Here is a 19,485-nt window from a genome sequence, read left to right as displayed (position 1 = left end):
TAGTATTGCAAAAGTTACATAATTGTGCTAACAAAGTGGGGGATTGGGATGAATCCAGTTGTGCTGCCAGTACCGTTGCCGACGAACAAAAAGGTGACAACATCAATGGCGATAACTATGCCGAAGGCTAGGGCGACTTGGGTTACAATTGGTCGCCAATCGTTTCCTTGTTGTGCTTGGTTATAGGCGAATAAAGCGGCGGCGGCTACTAATAGGAGAAATATGCCTCGGATGGCATTGAAAATTAAAGCTATCGTTGTAGCATCAACGGCTGTTCCTCCTCCAGCAGCACCTGCTTCAGTTGCTAGATTGGTCATAAATTGTTGCAGACCGCTTAGGAAAATTGCTTGGGCTGGAGTTTGGAAGTTGTTGAGTAAAGCTGTCACTGTAATTACAGCGGTAGCTAAATGCCAATATCGAATTTTGCTGCCTAATAGTTTTTCGAGAATGGGAACAGTGCGAACAATCTGCCAAAGGGCAAAGAATAGTAAAGTAGCGCAGCCGAATACGCTGACAAATAAAGGCTGAACGAGGGTTAAGTAAATTGCTGCAATTAGGCAAACTGCGATGAATATTAAGTCAGCACTATTGAGTTTGAATTTACGCATAAACTGGTTGAATGGATGGCGGCGTTTGTGTGTCATAAAGTTGGTGGTTTGGTAATTGTGTTGCATTGGTTTTCTCCTAAGTAAATTAAGCTTGTAGTTCGTTTTCGTCTTCTTTTGATTGTTCTGGCGGGGTATATTTGCGGGAGTTTCTGCTGTGGGTGTTTTCTTTCTCTGGGAAACCGATTAAAGCTTCCATTTCTTCTATCGAGATGTGGGATTCTCGAATGTCTGGAGGCTTTCCTTTGACCAGAACGGCATCGAAGACTTGGGCATCGCTTTGGCGGGGGTCGGTTCCGATTAGTTGTTTAGAACCGTCGGGCAAATCCAAGATTTCAAATTCGTATTTGACCGCCCCAGGAGTACCGTCTTCCCGGCGCGGTTCTCGCCAGGGAAATACGGGGTCTTTTTCGCCGCTGAAGCGTTTGGGAAAGGTGTTTTGAAATTTGTCAACGAGTGCTTGGGCGGTGGCGAGTTTGTCGTATTCTGCTTCGGATTGAGGTAATTTGAAGATGGTATCTCTTTCTTCTGGAGTTAATTTGTCTTGAGCGAATTTCCAGCGTTCGCCTTCTTTGGTTCCAGAGAAGATTTCGTTACCATCGCTGCCTTTGATAGCAAGATTAACTTTGTTTTTTTCGGCGGTAACATAGAGAATGCCGCCGTCATCGAAGGGAATTCCCGATTGAGGGGATTGTCCGCTAGCGAAGGCATAATTGACTAAGCAATCTGCTACCGTCTCTCGCTGTTGTTGTACTTTGGTTTGAGTCACGATTTTGGTAAGAAGATCTTCTGGTTCGTCTTCTATGAGGGCTGGATTAGGTGTGGTAATTTGAGGCACAGGTGTTTTTGAATTAGTCTGTTCAATGGATGGGTTAATGGCGATTTTTTGCTCTAGTTCATCGACGATTGTTTCTAGGCGGTCTAGTCTTTTCGACAGGTTGCCTAAATATTTTTGAATTTGGTCTAGTTGTTCGCTGATGTTGGCATCTTTATCTATCTGTAGAGGTGGCGATTGTTTGTATTTGGGGTCAAGTTTTTGCCCTAAATTGTCGATTTTTTCTCCTATTTGAACGGCGCTGGATTGAGTGGGAGTGACTATGATTTCATCAGTGTTAATATGGTGCGAACCGTTTTTTTTGGCGTGTTCCTCTATTTCGAGGTGTTCTGGCAGGGTTGTAGCAGGGGGATCTAATACCTGTTTAGTGCGTTCGGCAAGTCTTTCGGTGCGATCGTCTATTGCTTTCATGTCTGCAATGACATCGGCTTGCTGTACGCGAACAGAAACGCGATCGGTTCGTTGGTTTAATGAGTCAATTTGTTCGAGGATGTCTTCTAGTTTGTTAGCTTGTTCTTTCTCTCTCGCTTGTTTGATATAATCGATTAAGTCGCTAACAGTTTTAGCACCAATTAGACCCATTAAAGTTGCGCTTTGAACGGTTAAACCAGTTACGGTTATGCCATTGATTTCACTGCCTCTGGTGGTTGCGATCGCGCCCTGATGTTCGGTTTCTTTGAGGAAAGTTTCAAGTGAGTCAAGCAGGGGATATTTGGGTTCGGATTGTTGGGGTTCGGTGTTATTAATTGATTTTTGGGTGTGGCGATTTTTAGCTATCTTACCCAATACTCCAGTTGTCATTGGAGTATCTTCGTCATCGGATAGGAGTTGGTCAATATCATCTTCATCCTGCTTTGGGGATTGTTTGGTATTCTGGCGAGAAGGTGCCGATTTCGATTTAGATAATTTGCTGGCTGTTTTATTGGGTTTTGGCAGTTCTTCATCTTCTTCTAAATCGGTTAAATCGTCATCAAAATCTTCTGAAAGTTCGTCATCTTCTAATTCATCGCTGGCTTCTAGTCCGATTAAATCCATCACATTAGATGGAGTGTAGTAATTGTTATTTTCTTTAGTTTCAACTCCTGCTTGTTTGAGGTTTTTAACTAAATAGACACCGCTGGTTCTATGGCTGGGGTCTTTAGTTAAGTAGAAAACAAAGCCTGAAACTTCATCACCTTTTCCTTCAGCAACTAAGTCTACGCTGATACTGGCTTTTTGATTTCCAGATTCGTTGATTCTGTCAGGACGCTTGTTGAAGGATTCAATAAAGTTTTTGAACTCTTCCCAGTCTTCAATACCGCCGTCTTCTTGGATTGCTTCGATGGCAGTATCGAGAGTTTCTTGAATATGCTCTAATCTTTTGACGTGCTTGGGTTCTGTGGCTGTTAGCACAGACCAATCGCGTTTTGGGGCGGAAAATTGTCTGGGTTTACTTGTGGATTTGGTAGGCATTGTTAATCTCCTACAAGTAGCTACGTATTTGGTTCAGTGAGGAATTCACTGACGATTTTGCCTCTTAGTTCTTGGTGATATTCACCCAGCGTTTTGCTGAATTCTTGTAGAACTTCAAGGCTTTGAATGGGGATTTGTCCGGCTTGTACTGCTTTTTCTACAAACCTTGTCATTTGGTAAAGGTGCGTACCCATTTTCCGCAGTTCGGCACAGGCTTGTTCGTTGATAGCAGGTACGGTATAGACACAATTAAAAGCGCGTTTCCGCAGGTAATCAGAGACGGTTTTTTCGCCTGCTTCTGCTGCCCGTTTCGTTAAATCTTCCTTTTCTAAGGTTGTTAAGCGTACTCGAACGTTTTCAGTTCGTCCGCTTTTGGGCGGTAAAGTTTTGGTTGGATTAGTTGTGGTTGTAAGCACATTAGTTAAGTTGAGTTAATAGCGGTTGTGTATTGAGATTTGATGCCAGGATTATTCGATGCAATGGTTAGTTAAACCAAGTATTTGTTAGGTTTATGAGTCGGAGAACGACTGAAGTAACTAAACCTTGATTTGTAAGGTTCGCGTTAATTTATCCATTGCTGGCATTGCTTTAATTTTCAGCAATAGCGATTGAAATAAGGTTGTTTCTTTCGGTTTATGTTTGATTCGGCCAAAACTCCGATAAATTGGAACCTATCGGAATGGGGTGTATCGTCCACTTGGCTGAGAGCGCTCTAACGCACTAGCAGCAGTAGAGGCGGCTGGTTTAGCTGGCGGAAGTGGGCGATCGCATCATCTATACCCTCAGCTTTTGGGATATTGGCTACACTTACGAAATAGGGCAAGCACCCACAGGCGATTGGTTAGGGGTGCGATCGCTGTTGGAATTTGGATATAATCCTTAGCCAAACTTCTAGAATCTGCTGCAACAGGCATCAAGAATAGCTACAACACAGTATAAATATTTAAGTTTTGCCTTTGTGCGTACAATTGACATGGCTTGCTGCCAAACTAAGGGGAAGACGAGTAGTGCTAGATGTGCATAAAATCCCTCCAAAAACAAGAATTATTCGCAATAAGGTTTACCAAAAAAGCTCGAAAGTAGGAATAAATAGGAAAAAAAAGGTAGTAGGAGGAAATAGTAGGAAAAAGTAGGTAAAAAATGCACAAAATTACCTACTTTTTTAGGTGCTTTTTTCGGCTTCGCTTCACTACAAGCAGTCAGTTGGCATCCTTGTAGTAAAGTGTGTGACAAGTCAGTGACATAACTCAATGGAAAATTTTCCATCGGGCCTTCCAGGATCGCCCTCAAATTTCCAACCCCCTGCACTCGACTAAACCATTTCCAACTCCCTCGGTTTCGATTCAAACGCAGGCGCGATCGCAGTTCGGGACTGGGACAAAGCTTTTTCTCGCTCCACTATCATCTCTTGGAAACGAGCCGCTGCTTGCTCTGTCAGGGGAATTTGAACATCCCCGGTGTGGACGTTGGCTTTAAACACGGTGCGCTTGGACTCGTTTCTGACAAAGCAATCCCCGTTCGGCTGCACGTAAGCCGTCCATTGGTTATCGCCAAACTTGAAGTGTTGGGTACTATCGGAAGGAAGGTGCGATTTACATTGTTTGTGGGTTTCCGAAACAACGCTAAAGAGCGTTTCTTGCAGAGAAAGCCGCCATTTGTCAGCTTTAGCGTTGGTGGTGTCGCGTTTTGCGTTATTAACTGCTGTTTCTGATTTTGAAGCTTGTTGTGGTGGTTGGGGCGTGCGTTCGCGACAGCGATGCGTAGCATTATCGCTCTTGGCGCTGTACTCCGCGCGATCGCTTTGAGCAATGGCAGAAGGTGAATCGATTTGTGGCAATTGAGTTTCAGGCAACTGGATCGACTCCTGATCGATCTTCAGCATAACCGACCTACCACCCTTATCAGAAGAAAGCGTTGCCTCGAAAGTAGTTCCAGGGGGCAACTTAGGGCTGTCGGGGGAGAATGTACCCAAATTTGTTCCGTCCAACTGGATAATGGGAGTGCCTTGAAATCGGTAATACTTTTCGTGAGTGGGAGGTAAATCGATCGTTCCCACTTGCAAAGTAACTTTTTGCTCCTGCCATTTAGATTTGGAAAAATCTTCTTCAGAGTAGTCATTATCGGGATGTTTGACATTAACAACTTCTATTTGATTGACCCGATAATTTGACAAAGCATGGCAGATTTCATCCATGAATAATTTGTAAACAAGTGCGCCTCTACCTGCTTTATCTTGAGATTCAATCCACCGACAATCGACGGGAGGAACGATGAGGAGTCGGGTTTCATTACCGGAGTAGTTGGTTACTTTCAGAGAGTCGGTGTCGATATGGTAGTTGGAATTATCTCCGTATTTGGCATCAAGTTTCGCTACCATACTTTGGGGTAAGTTTTTGAAGGCGAATTCAACTAGCGGTAATTCGGGATGAGCAGTGGCTTCGTAGGCAATTCCTTTGCTATCGAGTGCGTCTTTCCATTGGTTAGGTAGGTCAATGGTTCTGCCATCTTTGGTTTTCACTTTTTGGAAAGGAACTTGGAGAACGTAGACATCTCGCGGCAAGGCTTCGTGCAGTAATTCGTAGTCTTGTTGTAGCGAAAAGGTAATTTCTAATTCCTCTGCTACTTTCTGGCAAATTGTCCGATGTTTGCTTAAATTATCGGAAGTGTGGGTCGCTTGGAATAAAGCATGAGCAGCCCTAGTTTTTCTGTCAGGTGTATCCCAAATTTCGTCAATTTCGGCTCTATAACTGTCATAGAGTTTGCCCATTTCCTCTTTTCGAGCTTTGATATCGTTGCCAGTGCGATCGTAGATAATACTTTTGTCTTCTTGAAAGCGTTGCACCAAGTCTTTCGCCCATTGTAATTCGTTTTCTTCCCAATGTAAATCATTTTCTTTGCTGTGGCGGTAGTCGATTTCTCGCTCTACTAGGGCATTTTTGTACTGATATGGAACGTGCAATTCTTTGCCTTCTTTTTCGTACTCAATGCCTGCTGCATCTAGTTCCTTACGATTGTCTTTTGACACGATTAAATGAGCCGGAATTGGGGGAAGAATGTGCTGAAATTCATCTCGGTTACGGTGGATGAGTCGCGTTTGTTCCCAATAAGGATTAACGGCTTCTTTGGCTAAGACGTAAACAGCATTGGGGAAGTCGGCAGGCATGGGAAATTGTTTGTACAGTCTGTCATCTCCTTTATACTGGAAAAAGTAAGTGCAGCTTTTATGTTTCTCGCACCATTCATCTACTTTTTCGAGTAAAGTATCGGGATTTAAACCTGTTTTCTCTTTTATTTCTTTAGCATCTTTACCACGCAGCGAGTTTTTCTGGTAGTCAACTTCGTACTGTTCCATGATGCTGAGAGCGGCGATAAATCGCTTCTGCTGTTTGAGAAATAGCTTTTCATCTTCGCCGGGGTTGGGGAGTGCTGCTGCTACTTTACCGATGGCTAAAGCGACGATTCCGACTTCATTTTGAGAACTGGCAACTCCGATTTGTTCTAGGGTGGTAAATTTGCGTTGACCTGCTTTAACTTTACCTTCTCTAACTTCGGGGTCGTCTTCTCGATACTTAGCTTTAGTATAGGGAACTTTCTCAGCTTGTACCACTTCCCCGAAGTCAAATAATTTGTCTTGTGGAGGTAAGATTTGTTGGGCAATGTGAGGGAGTTTTCGAGATTCGATGCCAAAGGGTTCGTCACCGTCAAAATCACCTTGATGGAACTTTTCTAAGTCTTTGGGATGGAACCAAATTACACCTTTAATTTTCGCCATGACAGTGCGGGTTTCTTCTGGAATATTTTCCAGGTTTTTTGCGTGTACATTTTGATATATTCTCAGACCATCTTTGTTGAGAATTGGGAATCGACCTTGAACGCATTCTCCTGCTTTTAAATGGTGAGCGCAAACCGTACCTCTAGGTAAATCTTCGCAGGGTAAAGCCATTGCTGAAGTCATTGATAAAGCGCCTCTGGTTGCCAGATTTCGCCATTTGGATGCCAGCCACCTTTCTGCCATATTGGTGAATTCGGGACTGCCTATCATTAGTCCAAATTTATCGGCTTTTAGCATCTGGATGTCCTGTCTTTCCCGCTTTTTATCCTCGGTATTTTCTTCACTATCACCGTTGATTTCGTCGTCAATTGTAGGTGATATTTTGTCCTGTTGTTCTTTGAGTTTTCTTTCGTTTAAACGCGCTAAAAATGCCTCGCGTTTATCGTAATCTTCAATCATGACTTGGCGCAATTTCATCGGGTCGCGTTGCAGTGCTGCTAGTCTTTGAGCTTCGGCTTTAGCTGCTGGTACTAAGTCTTGTTTTTGGGCTTCTTCATCGAACCAAACTCCGGTGGATTGCCAGCTTGTTTGGGTGATGCCGATTTGACTGTTTTTGCGATTGCCAAGGATGGCTTTGGGTAGTTGGTAATCGCCACAAGGAATTAGTTCTGTGAGTTGTTTTTTATTGATGCCTTTGATGCTGGAACGGTCTAAAATTAGTTGGGGTTTGTTACCTTTGGAGTCGGCTAAGGAGTCGAGTAAGTTGTCATCGGGACGGAGGGTTCCTTTAGCTAGAAAGCTGACTTGGGGTGTGGATTCTGTATTTTCTGTATTCCAACTGCGTAGCCAAGCGAAACGAAATTGGCTGGCTCGATTTTTCTCACCGCCGATGCTTTTGAGTAAGTCGGAACTGATTGCACCGTGACAGTCTCCGGTTCGATATTTAGCATATTGTGGGTCGGTGAAATCAACAATTTTTAGTCGTAGATGGTCGCATTCTGATACGCCGGACATACAAGTGCTGACGAGAAGGGAACCGTAGCGACAGGCGGTGTCTTTTTCGGTTACGAATAAGTCTCCTATCTTTTTGGCTAGGGTTTCGTTACCAAAGTAATAACTGTTGCCTGATTGGAATATCATGCGTCGCTTAATTCCGTCTTCTGGGTCGTGGATGCTGGCGCGTAATTGGTGAGGGTCGGGATTGGATTTGTCAAGTTTGACTATCATTAATGAGTGCAGTTCTTCTGGCTCAAACATTGCTTGCAGAATTGAGTGGCGCAGGATTTCTGGATTGTTGAAAAATTTGCCTGCATTTCGACCTTTGGCATCAGTGTAAGCGGCATCGAAAACGGGAATCTTGAGTCCTTGTTCGGTAACAACTGTGGCGACCATGAGTTGATTTCTCCTAATATTGGAAGTGTTAGAATAGGAATTGGTGAAAAGGTATGGTGGGACTATCTAAGCGTTAGCAGGTTGAAATGCGGTCAAGTGTTGACCGTTGGAAGTGTTTTTGAGGTGATTGAAATGGATCTAAAGGTTGATGCGATGGTTAGTCCGGTTTTGTTTGAAGATGAGGATACTGGGTTGGTGGAGTTGGCGATCGGGCCGGAGGATGAGGATAAATACCCGTTTGTGCGTCCCAGTAGCGCTCCGGCGGATTTGATGGACAGACCGGGGAGAACGATACGCCTGACGGCACGTTACGCGATCGCAAAATGAGAGAATATGGATTTTGATAAGAGAGTTCAGGCTGACTCTACATATACTACATAGGGCTTGCTGAATAAGTTTGCGATCGCATGAGTCAAAATGACAGAAGGAATCAAGCCCTCAGATATATAAATTGAGATCGGTCAATCCCCGTCCAAAGATAACTTTTAATAATCAGTAAGGCTCTAAAAAGAGTAGAGTGGAAAAATTGACACAAAAAAGCACAAAAATGACCACGGGATTAGCTGGGCCATCATTACCCAACGGTTGTCTTCTGCCAGCTTGCAGCCATTCGGCAGTTCAAATTCTGCCGCTCTAGCGGCCACTGGCTCAACTTTTCTGTACATGGTCGCTGTCGATGATGCAATGGTTGATCGCTTGTGGCTAATTTATCACAAAACAAGGTCTGGATTTTTTTCAAAAAATGCTGAATTTATCTGAAAATGGGGATGTTTATCATTGCATTATCGCAGCAACAGCGAGTTACTACCAAGCTATCCTGATTGCAACAGATGAAAAGTTACCGGATTTTTCGGAAGTAAAAACTGTCTGGGATTAAAAATCTATTTTGAGGTTATCCAACCCATGAATGAACAACGCACCCAAGCTTACCTAAACCTGATTGATCAATTATTATCCTGCAATGAAGGCGATGAACCCCGAATTTTACAGGAAAATGAGGAATTATTGGATCAGGGATTGATCGAGGTAATGATAGGGGTAGCACGACAACTTGAGAGAGCAGGAAGGGAAAATGACGCACAATGGTTAATGAATATAGCGCAACAGTTAGCACAAGCATTAGGGTTATTGGATAACAACCCAACTGAAAGCGCAAACACCCCTCAAGACTATTTCAATTTCTTGATGGAGATATTACAAAAAGTTTCAGAAAATCCTGATCCTCAAGTGATTTATCCCTTTTGGGCGCAAAATCTTGATAAATTAAATGATAATTTAATACAAATTCTGGATAGTTGGGCAAAAAATACTCTATCATCCGTTGCTCCAAAAGAATCTGAATATATTGCTGATGTTATTTTTGATTTTAGTAGCTTAATTGAACAATATTCTCTCGGCAGCATTGCCAATAACATAGAACTTGCTATTATAGGATATCAAATAGCCTTAAGGATATTAACATTTGAAAAATTTCGCCAAGATTGGGCAATATTACAAACTAATCTTGCTATTGCTTATTCAAAAAGAATTAGAGGGGATAAAGCTGATAATTTAGAACAAGCGATTATCTATTATCAAGAATCTCTGAAGGTGCTAACTTTTGAATTATTCCCTCATGATTGGGCTAAGATAATAAGTAATCTTGCTAATGTCTATTCAAACAGAATTAGAGGGGATAAAGCTGATAATTTAGAACAAGCGATCATTTATAATAAAAAAGCACTGAATGTATTGACTTTTGAGTCATTTTCCCAAGATTGGGCAGGGACAAAACACAATTTAGCTGTTGCTTACTCAAACAGAATTAGAGGTAATAAAGCTGATAATTTAGAGCAGGCTATTATCTGTTTTAAAGAAGCATTGAAAGTTAGGACTTTTGATTCTTTTCCCCCAGATTGGGCAAGCACGCAAAATAATCTTGGTAATGCTTATTCAAATAGAATTACAGGAAATAAAGCCGATAATTTAGAACGAGCTATTATCTGTTATCAAGAAGCGTTGAAAGTTAGAACTTTGGATGCTTTTCCCCCAGATTGGGCAACCACAAAACACAATTTAGCTGTTGCTTACTCAAACAGAATTAGAGGGATAAAGCTGATAATTTAGAACAAGCGATTATATGTTATCAAGAAGCATTGAAAGTTAGAACTTTGGATGCTTTTCCCCCAGATTGGGCAAATACACAAAATAATCTTGCTGTTGCTTACTCAGAGAGACTTAGAGGGGATAAAGCTGATAATTTAGAACAAGCAATTATATGTTTTAAAAAAGCATTGAAAGTCAGGACGTTGGATGATTTCCCTCAAGATTGGGCAATAACAAATAGCAATTTAGGTGGTGCTTACTGTCAAAGAATTAGAGGGAATAAAGCTGATAATTTAGAACAAGCGATTATATGTTTTGAAGAAGCATTGAAAGTCAGGACTTTGGATGGTTTTCCTCAAGATTGGGCAAGTACACAAGATAATTTAGGTAATGCTTACTTTTTCAGAATTAAAGGGGATAAAACTGACAATTTAGAACGAGCAATCGTGGCTTATACCGAATCTCTAAAAGTTAGAACTTTTGATAACTTCCCCCAAGATTGGGCAAGCACGCAAAATAATCTTGGTAATGCTTACCTTTTCAGAATTAAAGGGGATAAAGCTAACAATCTAAAGCAAGCAATCAAGTTTTATCACAATGCTTTAAAAATTCGCACAATAGAAGATACTCCTTTAGATTGTTTGCTAACTGCCCGTAATTTAGCCATTTTATACTACACTGAAAAACAATGGCAACCCGCCACAGAAGCCTATCATGTCGCCATTAAAGCCGTAGAAAATGCCCGTTTAGAAGCCCTTAATCCCCAAAGTCGCCAAGAAGTTTTATCTAATGCTATTGATATTTTTCATGGCATTGTACAAGCACATCTTAATCTTAATCAACCAGAGAAAGCCTTAGAATATATTGAACGCAGTAAAGGGCGTAACCTTGTCGAATTAATGACCCAGAAAAACCTACAACCCCAGGGTGTTAGTCAAGAAATTATTGAGCAATTAAATGAATTAAAGCAAAAAGTCGTTAACGAAAAAATGAGCTTACAAAGTCAAAGCATTAATCAAAAGTTGATGCGTAGTGATAACCTAACCCCCTATGTTCAAGATCAAAATTATCTAAAGCAATATCAACAAGAATTAGATAGCTTTATTGAGAGAGAAATTAAACCGATTGATCCTCTTTTTAGCCTTACTCAAAAAGTTGAGCCGATCCCATTTACAAAGATTAAGGCTTTAACCGATGCAGAAACCTGTTTGCTACAGTGGTATATCACAGGCGAGAAAATATTAGCCTTTGTGGTATCTGCTAATGGAGATATTAAAGTTTGGCAATCTTCAGAAGATGAGAGAAATCAATTAGGTGATGCGATCATTAATTATGTGGAGCTTTACTACTCCGAAACAGGCAAGACAGAATGGATTAATCAACTTTCTAACCTCCTCCAAACCTTTGCCGACATCCTAAATATTAATGATATTCTTGCCCTCATTCCCTATACTTGTAAACGCTTAATTATTATTCCCCATTGGTTTTTACATATTTTACCCTTACACGCCTTCCCCATCTCTAACTCCCACATTTTGAAGTTTGGGGCAGGAGCAAATGCTCAAGATTTACACGATTTATTCCCCAATGGCGTACAATACGCTCCCAGTTGCCAACTATTACAAATCGCCCAAAGTTTCCACCATTCCGACTTTAATAAACTGTTTGCCATCCAAAACCCAACTAAAGACTTACTTTACACCGACCTAGAAGTTAATATCCTCTCAAACTTCTTTACTGAAAGCCAAATTATTGCCAAAGATAACGCCACCAAAAACACCATTATCACTCACTTAAAATCCTCAAATAACCACTGCCATCATTTCTCCTGTCATGGAGGCTTTAACCCCAATAATCCCCTTAAATCAGCCTTATTTTTAGCGAATCAAGAACCCTTAACATTAGGCGAAATCTTTGAACTTCGCCTCAATCAATGTCGCCTTGTCACCCTTTCCGCTTGCGAAACCGGATTAATCGATCCCAAGTCTATCAGCGATGAATATATTGGTTTGCCCAGTGGTTTTCTATTTGCCGGAAGTCCAAGCGTTGTCAGTAGTTTGTGGACAGTCAATGATTTATCAACTTCATTCTTGATGATTAAATTTTATGAGATTTTATTCGATGTTAATCTCAACATTTCCGTAGCAGTTGCCCTCAAAGAAGCTCAAGATTGGTTGCAGAATTTAACCATTGAGAAATTAGACGAATTTCTGGAGCAATATCAATCGCAAATAGACAAATATCTTGCTCCACTGCGACCAGGACAGCGCACAATATATCAAGAATCATTGAAACAAATCAGACAACGCCAACCCCATCCCTTTGCCAATCCCTACTACTGGGCAGGTTTTACAGCTACAGGGATTTAGTCAGCACAATCAGCACAAACCTTCTTCATTCCCAATTTAAAAGCACAAATACCGATCGCCGTTGCTACACCCGGAGGAATACCAGCCCCCATTGAAATCGGCTCTATTGCGGGTGCAATCATTCCTGATTCCAGAGCTTCTCTAACTTCCTCCTGACAAATAAACTTACGGCATTTTTCCAATAAATCACTAAGCGATCTATCAGCTTCAGTGCTGGTTTCTCGCATTAGTAACAATGGGATAGCATCTTCCAGATACCCCTCACATTCTTCTTCGATGACATCCAATGCCGCGATCGCACTGGCATAACCTGCCAATTCAGTCCGAAATTGAGCAATTTCTTCGGAAGTTACTTTAATTGATTCAATATCCATAGGTTTTCTTGTCACAAAAGCTGAGGTACACCTAAATTTATCAATTCCTATTTTCCTAGAAATGATGCTTTTAATCAAGAATAGAAAATCAAGGATAACTTGCGTTGTTTTATGCTCAATCAGCGTGTTGCCGGGGATTACGGGACTTTTACAAAAGTTTACACAGTATCGTTTACTTTTGTCCAACTACTTAGTTCAGGTAATATCAAGAGTTGGGCTTAAACGCTTTCCATATACACTGCTGGGTAATGCAGAGCGATCGCGCTGTCCCACTCTCCAAATCAAAATAGGTCGCAAACCGCTTAAGATTCCCCGCAGCCATCCGGTACAGGTAATCCGCCGCCTCAGCCGCCACCCGAACATTCACGCTCTCGCTCTGCAAGTTCAGCATTACCATCTCAGCACAAGATAGGTTATTTGTCAACTCTTCTGGCTTCGGTTTCAAAAGGTCAGGAGCCTGAAGCATCGGAGATGGTAGCCTCGCGCATCCCAGCCCTCCAAAATTATAGAACTCCGGGTCAGTTTCCAAAGAACTGCCCAGCAAGATTTGTCCGGCTGCGGCATGATTCCCGCAATCCAAATACCACACGCAAGGGATTTCAGAACGGCTGTAAAATTGGTTTAACTCAAGAACCTGGTTAATAGCCGCTCTCCCGGCTGCCGTATCCACGCACCCTACCAGGATAGTCAGCTTGTCGTAGGCATAGCGAATCAACTTGGGGTCAAATTCCTGCACAAAAGCCGTCGCGTCCACTCCCCAAGCTATAGAGTATCTCAAAGCTAGAGCCTGCGCCTTGGGCAGTCCAATTTCCTTGTCGCAGAAAGCCTGCCTGCTGATGTTGGCTTCTTCAACTATATCGGGATCTGCGATCGCAAATTGCACCTTCTTCCCCGACTTGCCCAAACTCCGTGCCAGTCGTGCAATATGGTAAGACAGCCAAGAACCAGTTCCTCCCGCCCCAATTAGCCAAAAGTCAATCGAATCGGTTTGTCTGATAATCAAAGGTGAAGCTGACAAATAATCATAATTAAACATGGGGTAAATCTCCAAATGTTGTTTACAATTCGATAGGGTCATCTAACAAAGATGGCGCAACAGAACAGGAGTAAAAATTAGAAATCAAATCGTCTTTTTCTCCGCCAACTGTGACATCTACAATAAAACTAGGCAATTCAAATATCCAGTCAGCCGGAACGTGCCAGAATTGCCGATAAACTCCCACTCGGCAAATAATTTCAGCACTCGATTCAGTCACTTTCCCTAAAACTGCGAAAATGCGAAAACCCCCTTCATCTGCATCATCTGCACCAGAGAAGAAAGCCGCCATCCGATTGTGCGAATGTACCTCTACAGTGGCATTAATGTATGAGGAATCTAAACCGTATTCTGTCGCTCTGCATTGACCAGAACTTTGCGTTTGCTCTGGAATTACAAGTTGCCATTGCTCTTGAACGTGATGAATGTGGAAAGTGATTTCTAACGGCGGTTCTGCAAGCGCTGCGATACAACTTTCCTTCCACATTTGGATGAGTATCTGCTGAGGAATTCGTCCGGGAGTTAATCGGACTAAAGGTTCAATTGGTTCTAATCCTCTGATTGACGCGGTAAAAAGTTCCACCGGAATTATTACTTCTAATCCCGGTCTAACCGCTCTAGCAAAGATGCCATTGCTTCCAATCAGATACTCAAACATACTGCTAGAATGAGGCGGCAGATTGTTTCCGAGTTTGATAATCTTATAATCGACCAATTCTAGGTTGTATGGATTCAGGTTTGCTAGTTCAATCATCAGTTATGGCTGCAACTAATTTGGCAATTGTTTGGTTCGTGCTAATTAAATCTTTAACTGGGTAAGATGAACGTTTAACTGCCTTTTGTATCTGCACGCGCACATCACTGGGTTGCGCCCTAGATTTGCCGTCACTTAAATGCCCGTTGAAAGGACTAGAGATAAACAATTCCCAAGCTTTTGTAATCGTATTGGGTGAAGCTAGAGGTGGTTTATTATCTCCCCAGCAGATGCGTCCACAGGGTTGATAGGAATGCAAATATACATTAGGCAGCGGAACGTGAAAAGCTTCTGCTTCCGGGTCAAATTTCGAGCCTTTAATTGCCCAAACCCAGTAATCAGATTTCAACCCCAAAAACACCATTGCTGGTAAAGGAACCAAGTGCTTTGATTCCAATAAATTTATTTTGTGTTTCTGAGGTGGCACGAATTTAATTGTCCATTCCCCGGCGCTACCAGTTCCCCAACGTACTATCCCCAATTCTGGGTTTATCCAACCCGAATCAATCGGTTTAAAACGTCCATGAGAGTAACCTCAACAAAAAACCCCAATTCTGGGTTTATCCAACCCGAATCAATCGGGGTATTGGCAAAAGCTGCTCGCAGAGTTGCTGGAGACAAACATTTATACTTGGAACTCTCCCCCGATTGATAGTGAAAAATGTAAGTACCGCCCTCAATAAAGAGAAGTTCGGCTTGAATAGCAGACAATTTTCGGGGGGCAACCTCCAGTATCTCCCGAATTATTTCAGATGCAATGTCAGATTCCATAACGCTAAAAGTTGCGAGAAATTGGTATTTGGGTCTGATTCAATCCAGTCTATTAATTCGTCAGCTTTATCTAGTAACTGAAGGGCTTTTTTCCATTCAGTTGTTAGGAAGTTAATCTCTTCAATCGTCCAAGGTCTTGATTCAAAATTACGATTCCAATAACTTTCGCAGCAAACACTTTGGTCTAGCCAAATATTGCCCGTTTCTAAGTCAAGGAGTGCTAATGCTGTAGGCAAAGCGCTGATGGGAAATGCAGCACGACTGGCTAATCTTTTGAGAAGTTTGAAATCAGCTTTTTCGGGATGTGCAATGTCTTTCAAGCTGTATCCAAAAGTGCATTCATACCACGATTCCCCTTCATCACCTGCTACCGATTCCAACCACCATCGACCTGATTGCGAAAGCGGCAGTAATATCTGCCATCCACTTCGCAATGCTTCAATTCCTTCTTCATGGTCTTGCCAATCTACTCCTTTAGGCGAGACAGGAATTTGATAGAGACGTTCTTCATAAGCGCCCTCTATCATCATGTCGTCAATGGGAAATAAATGTTCGCTAACTAGCGAAATAAACTCCAACTCCTTCGGACTGTGATTTTCATCTTCAGAGTAGAGTTCGGATTGGCTTTTTTTCCATTCTAAAGGAAACAATTCTTGGTAAAGAGTAAGTAGCTGATAAGTATTCAGCTTAGTCCACAAATAATCGGTGGCAGATTTAAAATCGATGATTGGTTGACATTGCTGTAATATTTGCAGAGCGGATTTAGCATTCCAAATTGCTGACATATCAAAACCCCATTGGAACTGCCGCAGCTACAGAACGACTATTTAACAGTCGTTCCTTAGTTTGCTCAACTGCTTTCACATCCTCTGTCCCTTTTTCAATAGCTAACTCAATAGCTTTTGCCATTTCTTTCATAGTCGCGCTATCGAGTTCTCCCGAAAGTTCCAAGCGTTGCAATTTTCGACACATAAAAAGTGCGGGATTGACTTCTTCTGGCGCATTGATGAGAAATTCTAAAGGAGTAATTTTCATAATTATCTTGCTCCTTTAGAACCATTGCGTTTGGCTACTGTAATCAGTTCTCCAGGTTTTCTAATGATGTCAGCGTTGGCGCAATCTGGGTAATAAGTTGTTAGCAATTTACGCAGTTCGTTATCATCATTTGCTATATCCTCATCAACAGGATGCTGTTGTCCCTCAAAGGAAATTAGCACTTTCTTTTTTGAAGTCATTTTGTTCTCTCAAAAGTAGGTTGTTGTTCAAATTCCAAATAATGTTAGTTGCGTTCCGGTAGTTTTAGACTCTTTAGAAGTTGTAGACGCGGTGGCGCTACTTGCTTCGCTTCTGGGTTTATTTGAATTAGTGGTTCTTTTCTTTTGGTTTCGAGCATTAGCAATCTGTCGCCGCACCTGGCGATTGGGAAAATCTGCTACAAGTTCCTTCAGTAGCTCTTTTAGAGGCGGTGCTAATTCTCCCAAGGATGACTCTCTTATCTTTTCACTAACAGGAAAGTCGCCGTGACTGCTTGCGGAAATGATTACAATCCGTCCCTCTGAATTACCGTCATCTGGTTTAAATGTCAAGTGCAGTTCGACGGTACATTTCTCGAAGATATAAGGTTCTTCTTGTTGTTCGGATTGTAAACTGTTCGATTCTTCAGTTTCAGAAAGAGCATTTTCTTCATCTTCCTCCGCCCAATTTTCATCATCTATTGAGTCTGAATCGCTTGCAGAGGTTGATGATTTAGTAGCGACTTGTTTTTTGACCTTAGCTGGCGAGAGTAGAGCTAGATAAGGCTTTTTTGCCAGCCAGCGAGCGCGGTCAAATAGTAGCCTAACTTTTTGAAATCTTTCCTCTATTGTTTCTTCATCTTCTGACTGAAGAGTGTATTCGATTAATTCTTCACTCGTTACCGATAAATTAGCAGCGGCGACTGCATCTTCTGGTGTTAACCATTTCATTTGAGCGGTGTTATTTAATAAATTGTCATAGTGTTTCTGGGCGTTAGCCCCCCTTATCGGTGTTAATTAAACTCATTTTTGCCTAAACCTCCACTTAGTAGTAGAAGCGGCTCATCCGCGTAGGCTTCTATTTCCAAGTAATCGGTCATAGCTTCAGCTACAGCGGCTCTGATAGAACCAAGGATTACGAATAATCTCCCATCTTTTATGGGAAATGATATATCTAGGTGATTGTCTCCTTCTTCAATCAAGATGGCAAGTTTTCCTCGATAAATTCGGTAAGTAATTCTGCCAAATGTTGAAATGTCGAACGAATGATTGTTTTGTTTTTTCATGGATAAAGTTATCCTAGATTAATTACAAAAAATGTGCGGCAGATAGCCATATAACAGCTATCTGCTATTAGTGAAACCTCCCATATTTGTCTGAGAATTTACTACTAACCGACTCGTGCTTTCACCTTCTTATTAGAACCATCAACGTTTTTAGCGATCGCTTTTTCTTTTCGCCCATTATTTGGTGTTACAGTTGAATGATTCTCTTCAGTATTTGATGCAGCAGTACGATTAGAAATTACCTCAGTTGCAGAGGTCAGATTTGATGGTACGATTCCGTATTCAACTCTGAGTTTACGCTCAATTCGAGTACCATCAACAGGAATACCTTGTTTCCAGTCGGCTACGATTTTGCGTTTGTTGGGTGTAACAACTAGCTTTTCTGTTCGGTATTCGGTTGGCAAGTCGCAAGGATTGATTAACACTTCGCAACTTGGGGGATTTTCCTTGAGTCGGATGTGACGAGTTCGCCCTACAATCTCTGTGGGAATTACTCCCATTGAGTGAAATTGTAGGAGGGTTTTATCTAGGCTGTTCCGCCACCGTTCCAGTCGTTCAATCGCCTTATTATGCAATTCTACTAAATGTTTTAGGCGTGCTTTAACGGCACAAATTTCAGCATCTAGTTGGTCTGCTAGTTCGGCTTGAGTATCAGCAGCAATTTCCTGGTCTGTCTGATTTCCCCAAATTTCTTGGAGAATAGCCTCTTCTTCTTCTGGAGTTTCAGCACTTTCTAATTGATTCCAGAGTTCGACTGCTTGAATCGAATATCTGGCTAACGAATCTTTAGCTAAATACATTAGTTACCACCTTCCACAGCAATGAAAATATTCATCAAAAGTTTCAATTCGAGCGAGTATGGCTAGGGTTCCTGGCGTGAGTTCTTCTTCCAAACTATCTGGTTTAATCTCTTCATCGCCTGCTTCCCTACTTTCTGTCTCTGGCATTAGTGCTAGAGAGTCTGATTTGAAATCCCCTAATTCAACTAAAGGAGTATTAGTGTAAGGAACTAGGGTATTTGTTCTATTGTCAGCTTCACATTTATTTTGGTACACAGTTGTGTAAAACCTAGTCTCAATTTTATGGTTTAAGAATGCTTTCCATTTCGGGTAGAAGCCCTTAAAGTTTCAACTTTTCTCAAAGCAGGAACCCGTTGCTTGCGAGGGGGAATTTTTTCTTCAGATACCTCTGAAAAGTCATCTTCATCTTCGTCAAGATTGTCGTTAGTGAAATCAGTGTCGTTATCCTTATCCAAGTCATCCACTTCGCTTTCGTCTGTCTGCACTTTGGATTCTTGCGATGTAGCACTAAGCGGAGTAGTTGAGGTAGCGATAACGTCATAACCTAGTTCTAGGATGAGCGACTTTACTACGCTTTCTATCTGCTGTTCGGATAATCCAGGGGTCGTTCTCTTGAGTTCCTGCTGTTTCATTAGCATCCAAACTTCCAGCGTTTCTTTTGGTGTGGCGGTTTTCAATGCGGATTTTATTTTCCTGGTCAGTTTGTCCCGCGTGGATTTGAGACGGTCTGTGGCAGTTTTTTGGATATTATTGGGTTGATTTGTAGGCATGATTAGTAACGTACTAACTTAATTATTTCCACCAAAAAACCTGGGCGTTAGCCCATTTATGATTCGATGACATCGGCAATTAAGTAGAGGGATTTGTAATTCTTTGGCATGATGGGGTAATATCTAAGTTTTTTGTAGGTTAGCAATTGATGACTGTTCTGAAAGCAAAGC

23 protein-coding genes are annotated in these 19,485 nt (G+C 41.8%); 5 read left to right on the top strand and 18 right to left on the bottom strand.

The annotated features are described in order from the left end of the window. Positions 1-14: 14 nt before the first annotated feature. Genes LAY57_RS15290 through LAY57_RS15280 form a run of 3 tightly spaced genes read right to left on the bottom strand, consistent with a single transcriptional unit; the run spans position 15 to position 3,308 of the window. Positions 15-674, bottom strand: coding sequence for a hypothetical protein (locus LAY57_RS15290; RefSeq protein ID WP_249067644.1), 660 nt, complete (start codon positions 672-674; stop codon positions 15-17). A 19-nt stretch (positions 675-693) separates the two neighbouring features. Beyond that, a complete protein-coding gene (locus LAY57_RS15285) occupies positions 694-2,892 on the bottom strand; it encodes a hypothetical protein (RefSeq protein WP_249067643.1) in 2,199 nt (732 codons plus the stop codon). 20 nt (positions 2,893-2,912) lie between these two features. Beyond that, positions 2,913-3,308 carry a plasmid mobilization protein gene (locus LAY57_RS15280; protein ID WP_249067642.1) on the bottom strand — a complete coding sequence of 132 codons (396 nt, stop codon included), beginning with the start codon at positions 3,306-3,308 and terminating at the stop codon, positions 2,913-2,915. 341 nt (positions 3,309-3,649) lie between these two features. Between LAY57_RS15280 and LAY57_RS35865 the strand changes: the two genes are divergently transcribed. Continuing rightward, positions 3,650-3,775 (top strand): hypothetical protein, encoded by a 126-nt coding sequence (locus LAY57_RS35865; protein ID WP_275994017.1) that lies wholly within the window; start codon positions 3,650-3,652, stop codon positions 3,773-3,775. 429 nt (positions 3,776-4,204) lie between these two features. Here LAY57_RS35865 and LAY57_RS15275 read toward each other — a convergent pair whose 3' ends face one another. Continuing rightward, the gene (locus LAY57_RS15275; RefSeq protein WP_249067641.1) at positions 4,205-8,056 is read right to left on the bottom strand and encodes a hypothetical protein; all 3,852 of its coding nucleotides are present in this window, start codon (positions 8,054-8,056) and stop codon (positions 4,205-4,207) included. 3 nt (positions 8,057-8,059) lie between these two features. Here LAY57_RS15275 and LAY57_RS15270 point away from each other — a divergent pair, with 3 nt between their 5' ends. Then, entirely contained in the window at positions 8,060-8,383 is a 324-nt protein-coding gene (locus LAY57_RS15270; protein ID WP_249067640.1) for a hypothetical protein, read from the top strand. Positions 8,384-8,559: 176 nt separating this feature from the next. Here the strand turns inward: LAY57_RS15270 and LAY57_RS15265 are convergent, their stop codons facing one another. Further along, entirely contained in the window at positions 8,560-8,721 is a 162-nt protein-coding gene (locus LAY57_RS15265) for a hypothetical protein (RefSeq protein ID WP_249067639.1), read from the bottom strand. A gap of 77 nt (positions 8,722-8,798) precedes the next feature. Here LAY57_RS15265 and LAY57_RS35860 point away from each other — a divergent pair, with 77 nt between their 5' ends. The 3 genes from LAY57_RS35860 to LAY57_RS15255 are packed head-to-tail and all read left to right on the top strand — an operon-like array spanning position 8,799 to position 12,510. Beyond that, positions 8,799-8,933 (top strand): hypothetical protein, encoded by a 135-nt coding sequence (locus LAY57_RS35860; RefSeq protein ID WP_275994014.1) that lies wholly within the window; start codon positions 8,799-8,801, stop codon positions 8,931-8,933. A 26-nt stretch (positions 8,934-8,959) separates the two neighbouring features. Continuing rightward, on the top strand, positions 8,960-10,162 hold the full coding sequence (locus tag LAY57_RS15260; protein WP_249067638.1) for a tetratricopeptide repeat protein: 1,203 nt from the start codon (positions 8,960-8,962) through the stop codon (positions 10,160-10,162). 29 nt (positions 10,163-10,191) lie between these two features. Next, entirely contained in the window at positions 10,192-12,510 is a 2,319-nt protein-coding gene (locus LAY57_RS15255) for a CHAT domain-containing protein (protein ID WP_249067637.1), read from the top strand. On the opposite strand, the gene LAY57_RS15250 is transcribed toward LAY57_RS15255, so the two are convergent. From LAY57_RS15250 to LAY57_RS15190, 13 genes are all read right to left on the bottom strand, one after another. After that, complete coding sequence (locus LAY57_RS15250; protein WP_249067636.1) at positions 12,507-12,884, bottom strand: hypothetical protein; 378 nt, start codon at positions 12,882-12,884, stop codon at positions 12,507-12,509. The two genes, LAY57_RS15255 and LAY57_RS15250, sit on opposite strands and share 4 nt — an antisense overlap. Before the next feature lie 205 nt (positions 12,885-13,089). Next, a complete protein-coding gene (locus LAY57_RS15245; protein WP_249067635.1) occupies positions 13,090-13,920 on the bottom strand; it encodes a ThiF family adenylyltransferase in 831 nt (276 codons plus the stop codon). Positions 13,921-13,942: 22 nt separating this feature from the next. After that, entirely contained in the window at positions 13,943-14,674 is a 732-nt protein-coding gene (locus tag LAY57_RS15240; protein WP_249067634.1) for a hypothetical protein, read from the bottom strand. Continuing rightward, positions 14,667-15,155 carry a prokaryotic E2 ligase family D protein gene (locus LAY57_RS15235; protein ID WP_249067633.1) on the bottom strand — a complete coding sequence of 163 codons (489 nt, stop codon included), beginning with the start codon at positions 15,153-15,155 and terminating at the stop codon, positions 14,667-14,669. Before LAY57_RS15235 ends, LAY57_RS15240 begins: the two co-directional genes overlap by 8 nt. An 8-nt stretch (positions 15,156-15,163) precedes the next feature. After that, positions 15,164-15,445 carry a hypothetical protein gene (locus tag LAY57_RS15230; RefSeq protein WP_249067632.1) on the bottom strand — a complete coding sequence of 94 codons (282 nt, stop codon included), beginning with the start codon at positions 15,443-15,445 and terminating at the stop codon, positions 15,164-15,166. After that, complete coding sequence (locus LAY57_RS15225; RefSeq protein ID WP_249067631.1) at positions 15,418-16,230, bottom strand: hypothetical protein; 813 nt, start codon at positions 16,228-16,230, stop codon at positions 15,418-15,420. The genes LAY57_RS15230 and LAY57_RS15225 overlap by 28 nt, the downstream gene beginning before the upstream one ends. Before the next feature lies 1 nt (position 16,231). After that, positions 16,232-16,480, bottom strand: coding sequence for a hypothetical protein (locus tag LAY57_RS15220; RefSeq protein ID WP_249067630.1), 249 nt, complete (start codon positions 16,478-16,480; stop codon positions 16,232-16,234). A 2-nt stretch (positions 16,481-16,482) separates the two neighbouring features. Beyond that, positions 16,483-16,680 (bottom strand): hypothetical protein, encoded by a 198-nt coding sequence (locus tag LAY57_RS15215; RefSeq protein ID WP_249067629.1) that lies wholly within the window; start codon positions 16,678-16,680, stop codon positions 16,483-16,485. Between the two features lie 27 nt (positions 16,681-16,707). After that, complete coding sequence (locus LAY57_RS15210) at positions 16,708-17,409, bottom strand: hypothetical protein (RefSeq protein WP_249067628.1); 702 nt, start codon at positions 17,407-17,409, stop codon at positions 16,708-16,710. Positions 17,410-17,471: 62 nt separating this feature from the next. Continuing rightward, complete coding sequence (locus tag LAY57_RS15205; RefSeq protein ID WP_249067627.1) at positions 17,472-17,744, bottom strand: hypothetical protein; 273 nt, start codon at positions 17,742-17,744, stop codon at positions 17,472-17,474. Positions 17,745-17,848: 104 nt separating this feature from the next. Further along, on the bottom strand, positions 17,849-18,544 hold the full coding sequence (locus tag LAY57_RS15200; protein WP_249067626.1) for a siphovirus Gp157 family protein: 696 nt from the start codon (positions 18,542-18,544) through the stop codon (positions 17,849-17,851). 3 nt (positions 18,545-18,547) lie between these two features. Beyond that, complete coding sequence (locus LAY57_RS15195; RefSeq protein ID WP_249067625.1) at positions 18,548-18,799, bottom strand: hypothetical protein; 252 nt, start codon at positions 18,797-18,799, stop codon at positions 18,548-18,550. 32 nt (positions 18,800-18,831) lie between these two features. After that, positions 18,832-19,314: a hypothetical protein gene (locus tag LAY57_RS15190; protein WP_249067624.1), complete on the bottom strand. Its 483-nt coding sequence runs from the start codon at positions 19,312-19,314 to the stop codon at positions 18,832-18,834. Positions 19,315-19,485: the final 171 nt, after the last annotated feature.

The sequence above is a fragment of the Argonema antarcticum A004/B2 genome (genome assembly GCF_023333585.1).
Taxonomy (GTDB): Bacteria; Cyanobacteriota; Cyanobacteriia; order Cyanobacteriales; family Aerosakkonemataceae; genus Argonema; species Argonema antarcticum.
Note: the sequence above shows the minus strand (reverse complement) of the source record. Positions and strands in the feature narration are given on the sequence as shown.

What these genes read in the sequence shown, in the direction of transcription:
- LAY57_RS15290 (WP_249067644.1), bottom strand. Translation starts at nt 674, where the DNA reads ATGCAACACAATTACCAAACCACCAACTTTATGACACACAAACGCCGC.
- LAY57_RS15285 (WP_249067643.1), bottom strand. Translation starts at nt 2,892, where the DNA reads ATGCCTACCAAATCCACAAGTAAACCCAGACAATTTTCCGCCCCAAAA.
- LAY57_RS15275 (WP_249067641.1), bottom strand. Translation starts at nt 8,056, where the DNA reads ATGGTCGCCACAGTTGTTACCGAACAAGGACTCAAGATTCCCGTTTTC.
- LAY57_RS15265 (WP_249067639.1), bottom strand. Translation starts at nt 8,721, where the DNA reads ATGTACAGAAAAGTTGAGCCAGTGGCCGCTAGAGCGGCAGAATTTGAA.
- LAY57_RS35860 (WP_275994014.1), top strand. Translation starts at nt 8,799, where the DNA reads ATGCTGAATTTATCTGAAAATGGGGATGTTTATCATTGCATTATCGCA.
- LAY57_RS15260 (WP_249067638.1), top strand. Translation starts at nt 8,960, where the DNA reads ATGAATGAACAACGCACCCAAGCTTACCTAAACCTGATTGATCAATTA.
- LAY57_RS15250 (WP_249067636.1), bottom strand. Translation starts at nt 12,884, where the DNA reads ATGGATATTGAATCAATTAAAGTAACTTCCGAAGAAATTGCTCAATTT.
- LAY57_RS15245 (WP_249067635.1), bottom strand. Translation starts at nt 13,920, where the DNA reads ATGTTTAATTATGATTATTTGTCAGCTTCACCTTTGATTATCAGACAA.
- LAY57_RS15240 (WP_249067634.1), bottom strand. Translation starts at nt 14,674, where the DNA reads ATGATTGAACTAGCAAACCTGAATCCATACAACCTAGAATTGGTCGAT.
- LAY57_RS15230 (WP_249067632.1), bottom strand. Translation starts at nt 15,445, where the DNA reads ATGGAATCTGACATTGCATCTGAAATAATTCGGGAGATACTGGAGGTT.
- LAY57_RS15225 (WP_249067631.1), bottom strand. Translation starts at nt 16,230, where the DNA reads ATGTCAGCAATTTGGAATGCTAAATCCGCTCTGCAAATATTACAGCAA.
- LAY57_RS15220 (WP_249067630.1), bottom strand. Translation starts at nt 16,480, where the DNA reads ATGAAAATTACTCCTTTAGAATTTCTCATCAATGCGCCAGAAGAAGTC.
- LAY57_RS15215 (WP_249067629.1), bottom strand. Translation starts at nt 16,680, where the DNA reads ATGACTTCAAAAAAGAAAGTGCTAATTTCCTTTGAGGGACAACAGCAT.
- LAY57_RS15210 (WP_249067628.1), bottom strand. Translation starts at nt 17,409, where the DNA reads ATGAAATGGTTAACACCAGAAGATGCAGTCGCCGCTGCTAATTTATCG.
- LAY57_RS15205 (WP_249067627.1), bottom strand. Translation starts at nt 17,744, where the DNA reads ATGAAAAAACAAAACAATCATTCGTTCGACATTTCAACATTTGGCAGA.
- LAY57_RS15200 (WP_249067626.1), bottom strand. Translation starts at nt 18,544, where the DNA reads ATGTATTTAGCTAAAGATTCGTTAGCCAGATATTCGATTCAAGCAGTC.
- LAY57_RS15190 (WP_249067624.1), bottom strand. Translation starts at nt 19,314, where the DNA reads ATGCCTACAAATCAACCCAATAATATCCAAAAAACTGCCACAGACCGT.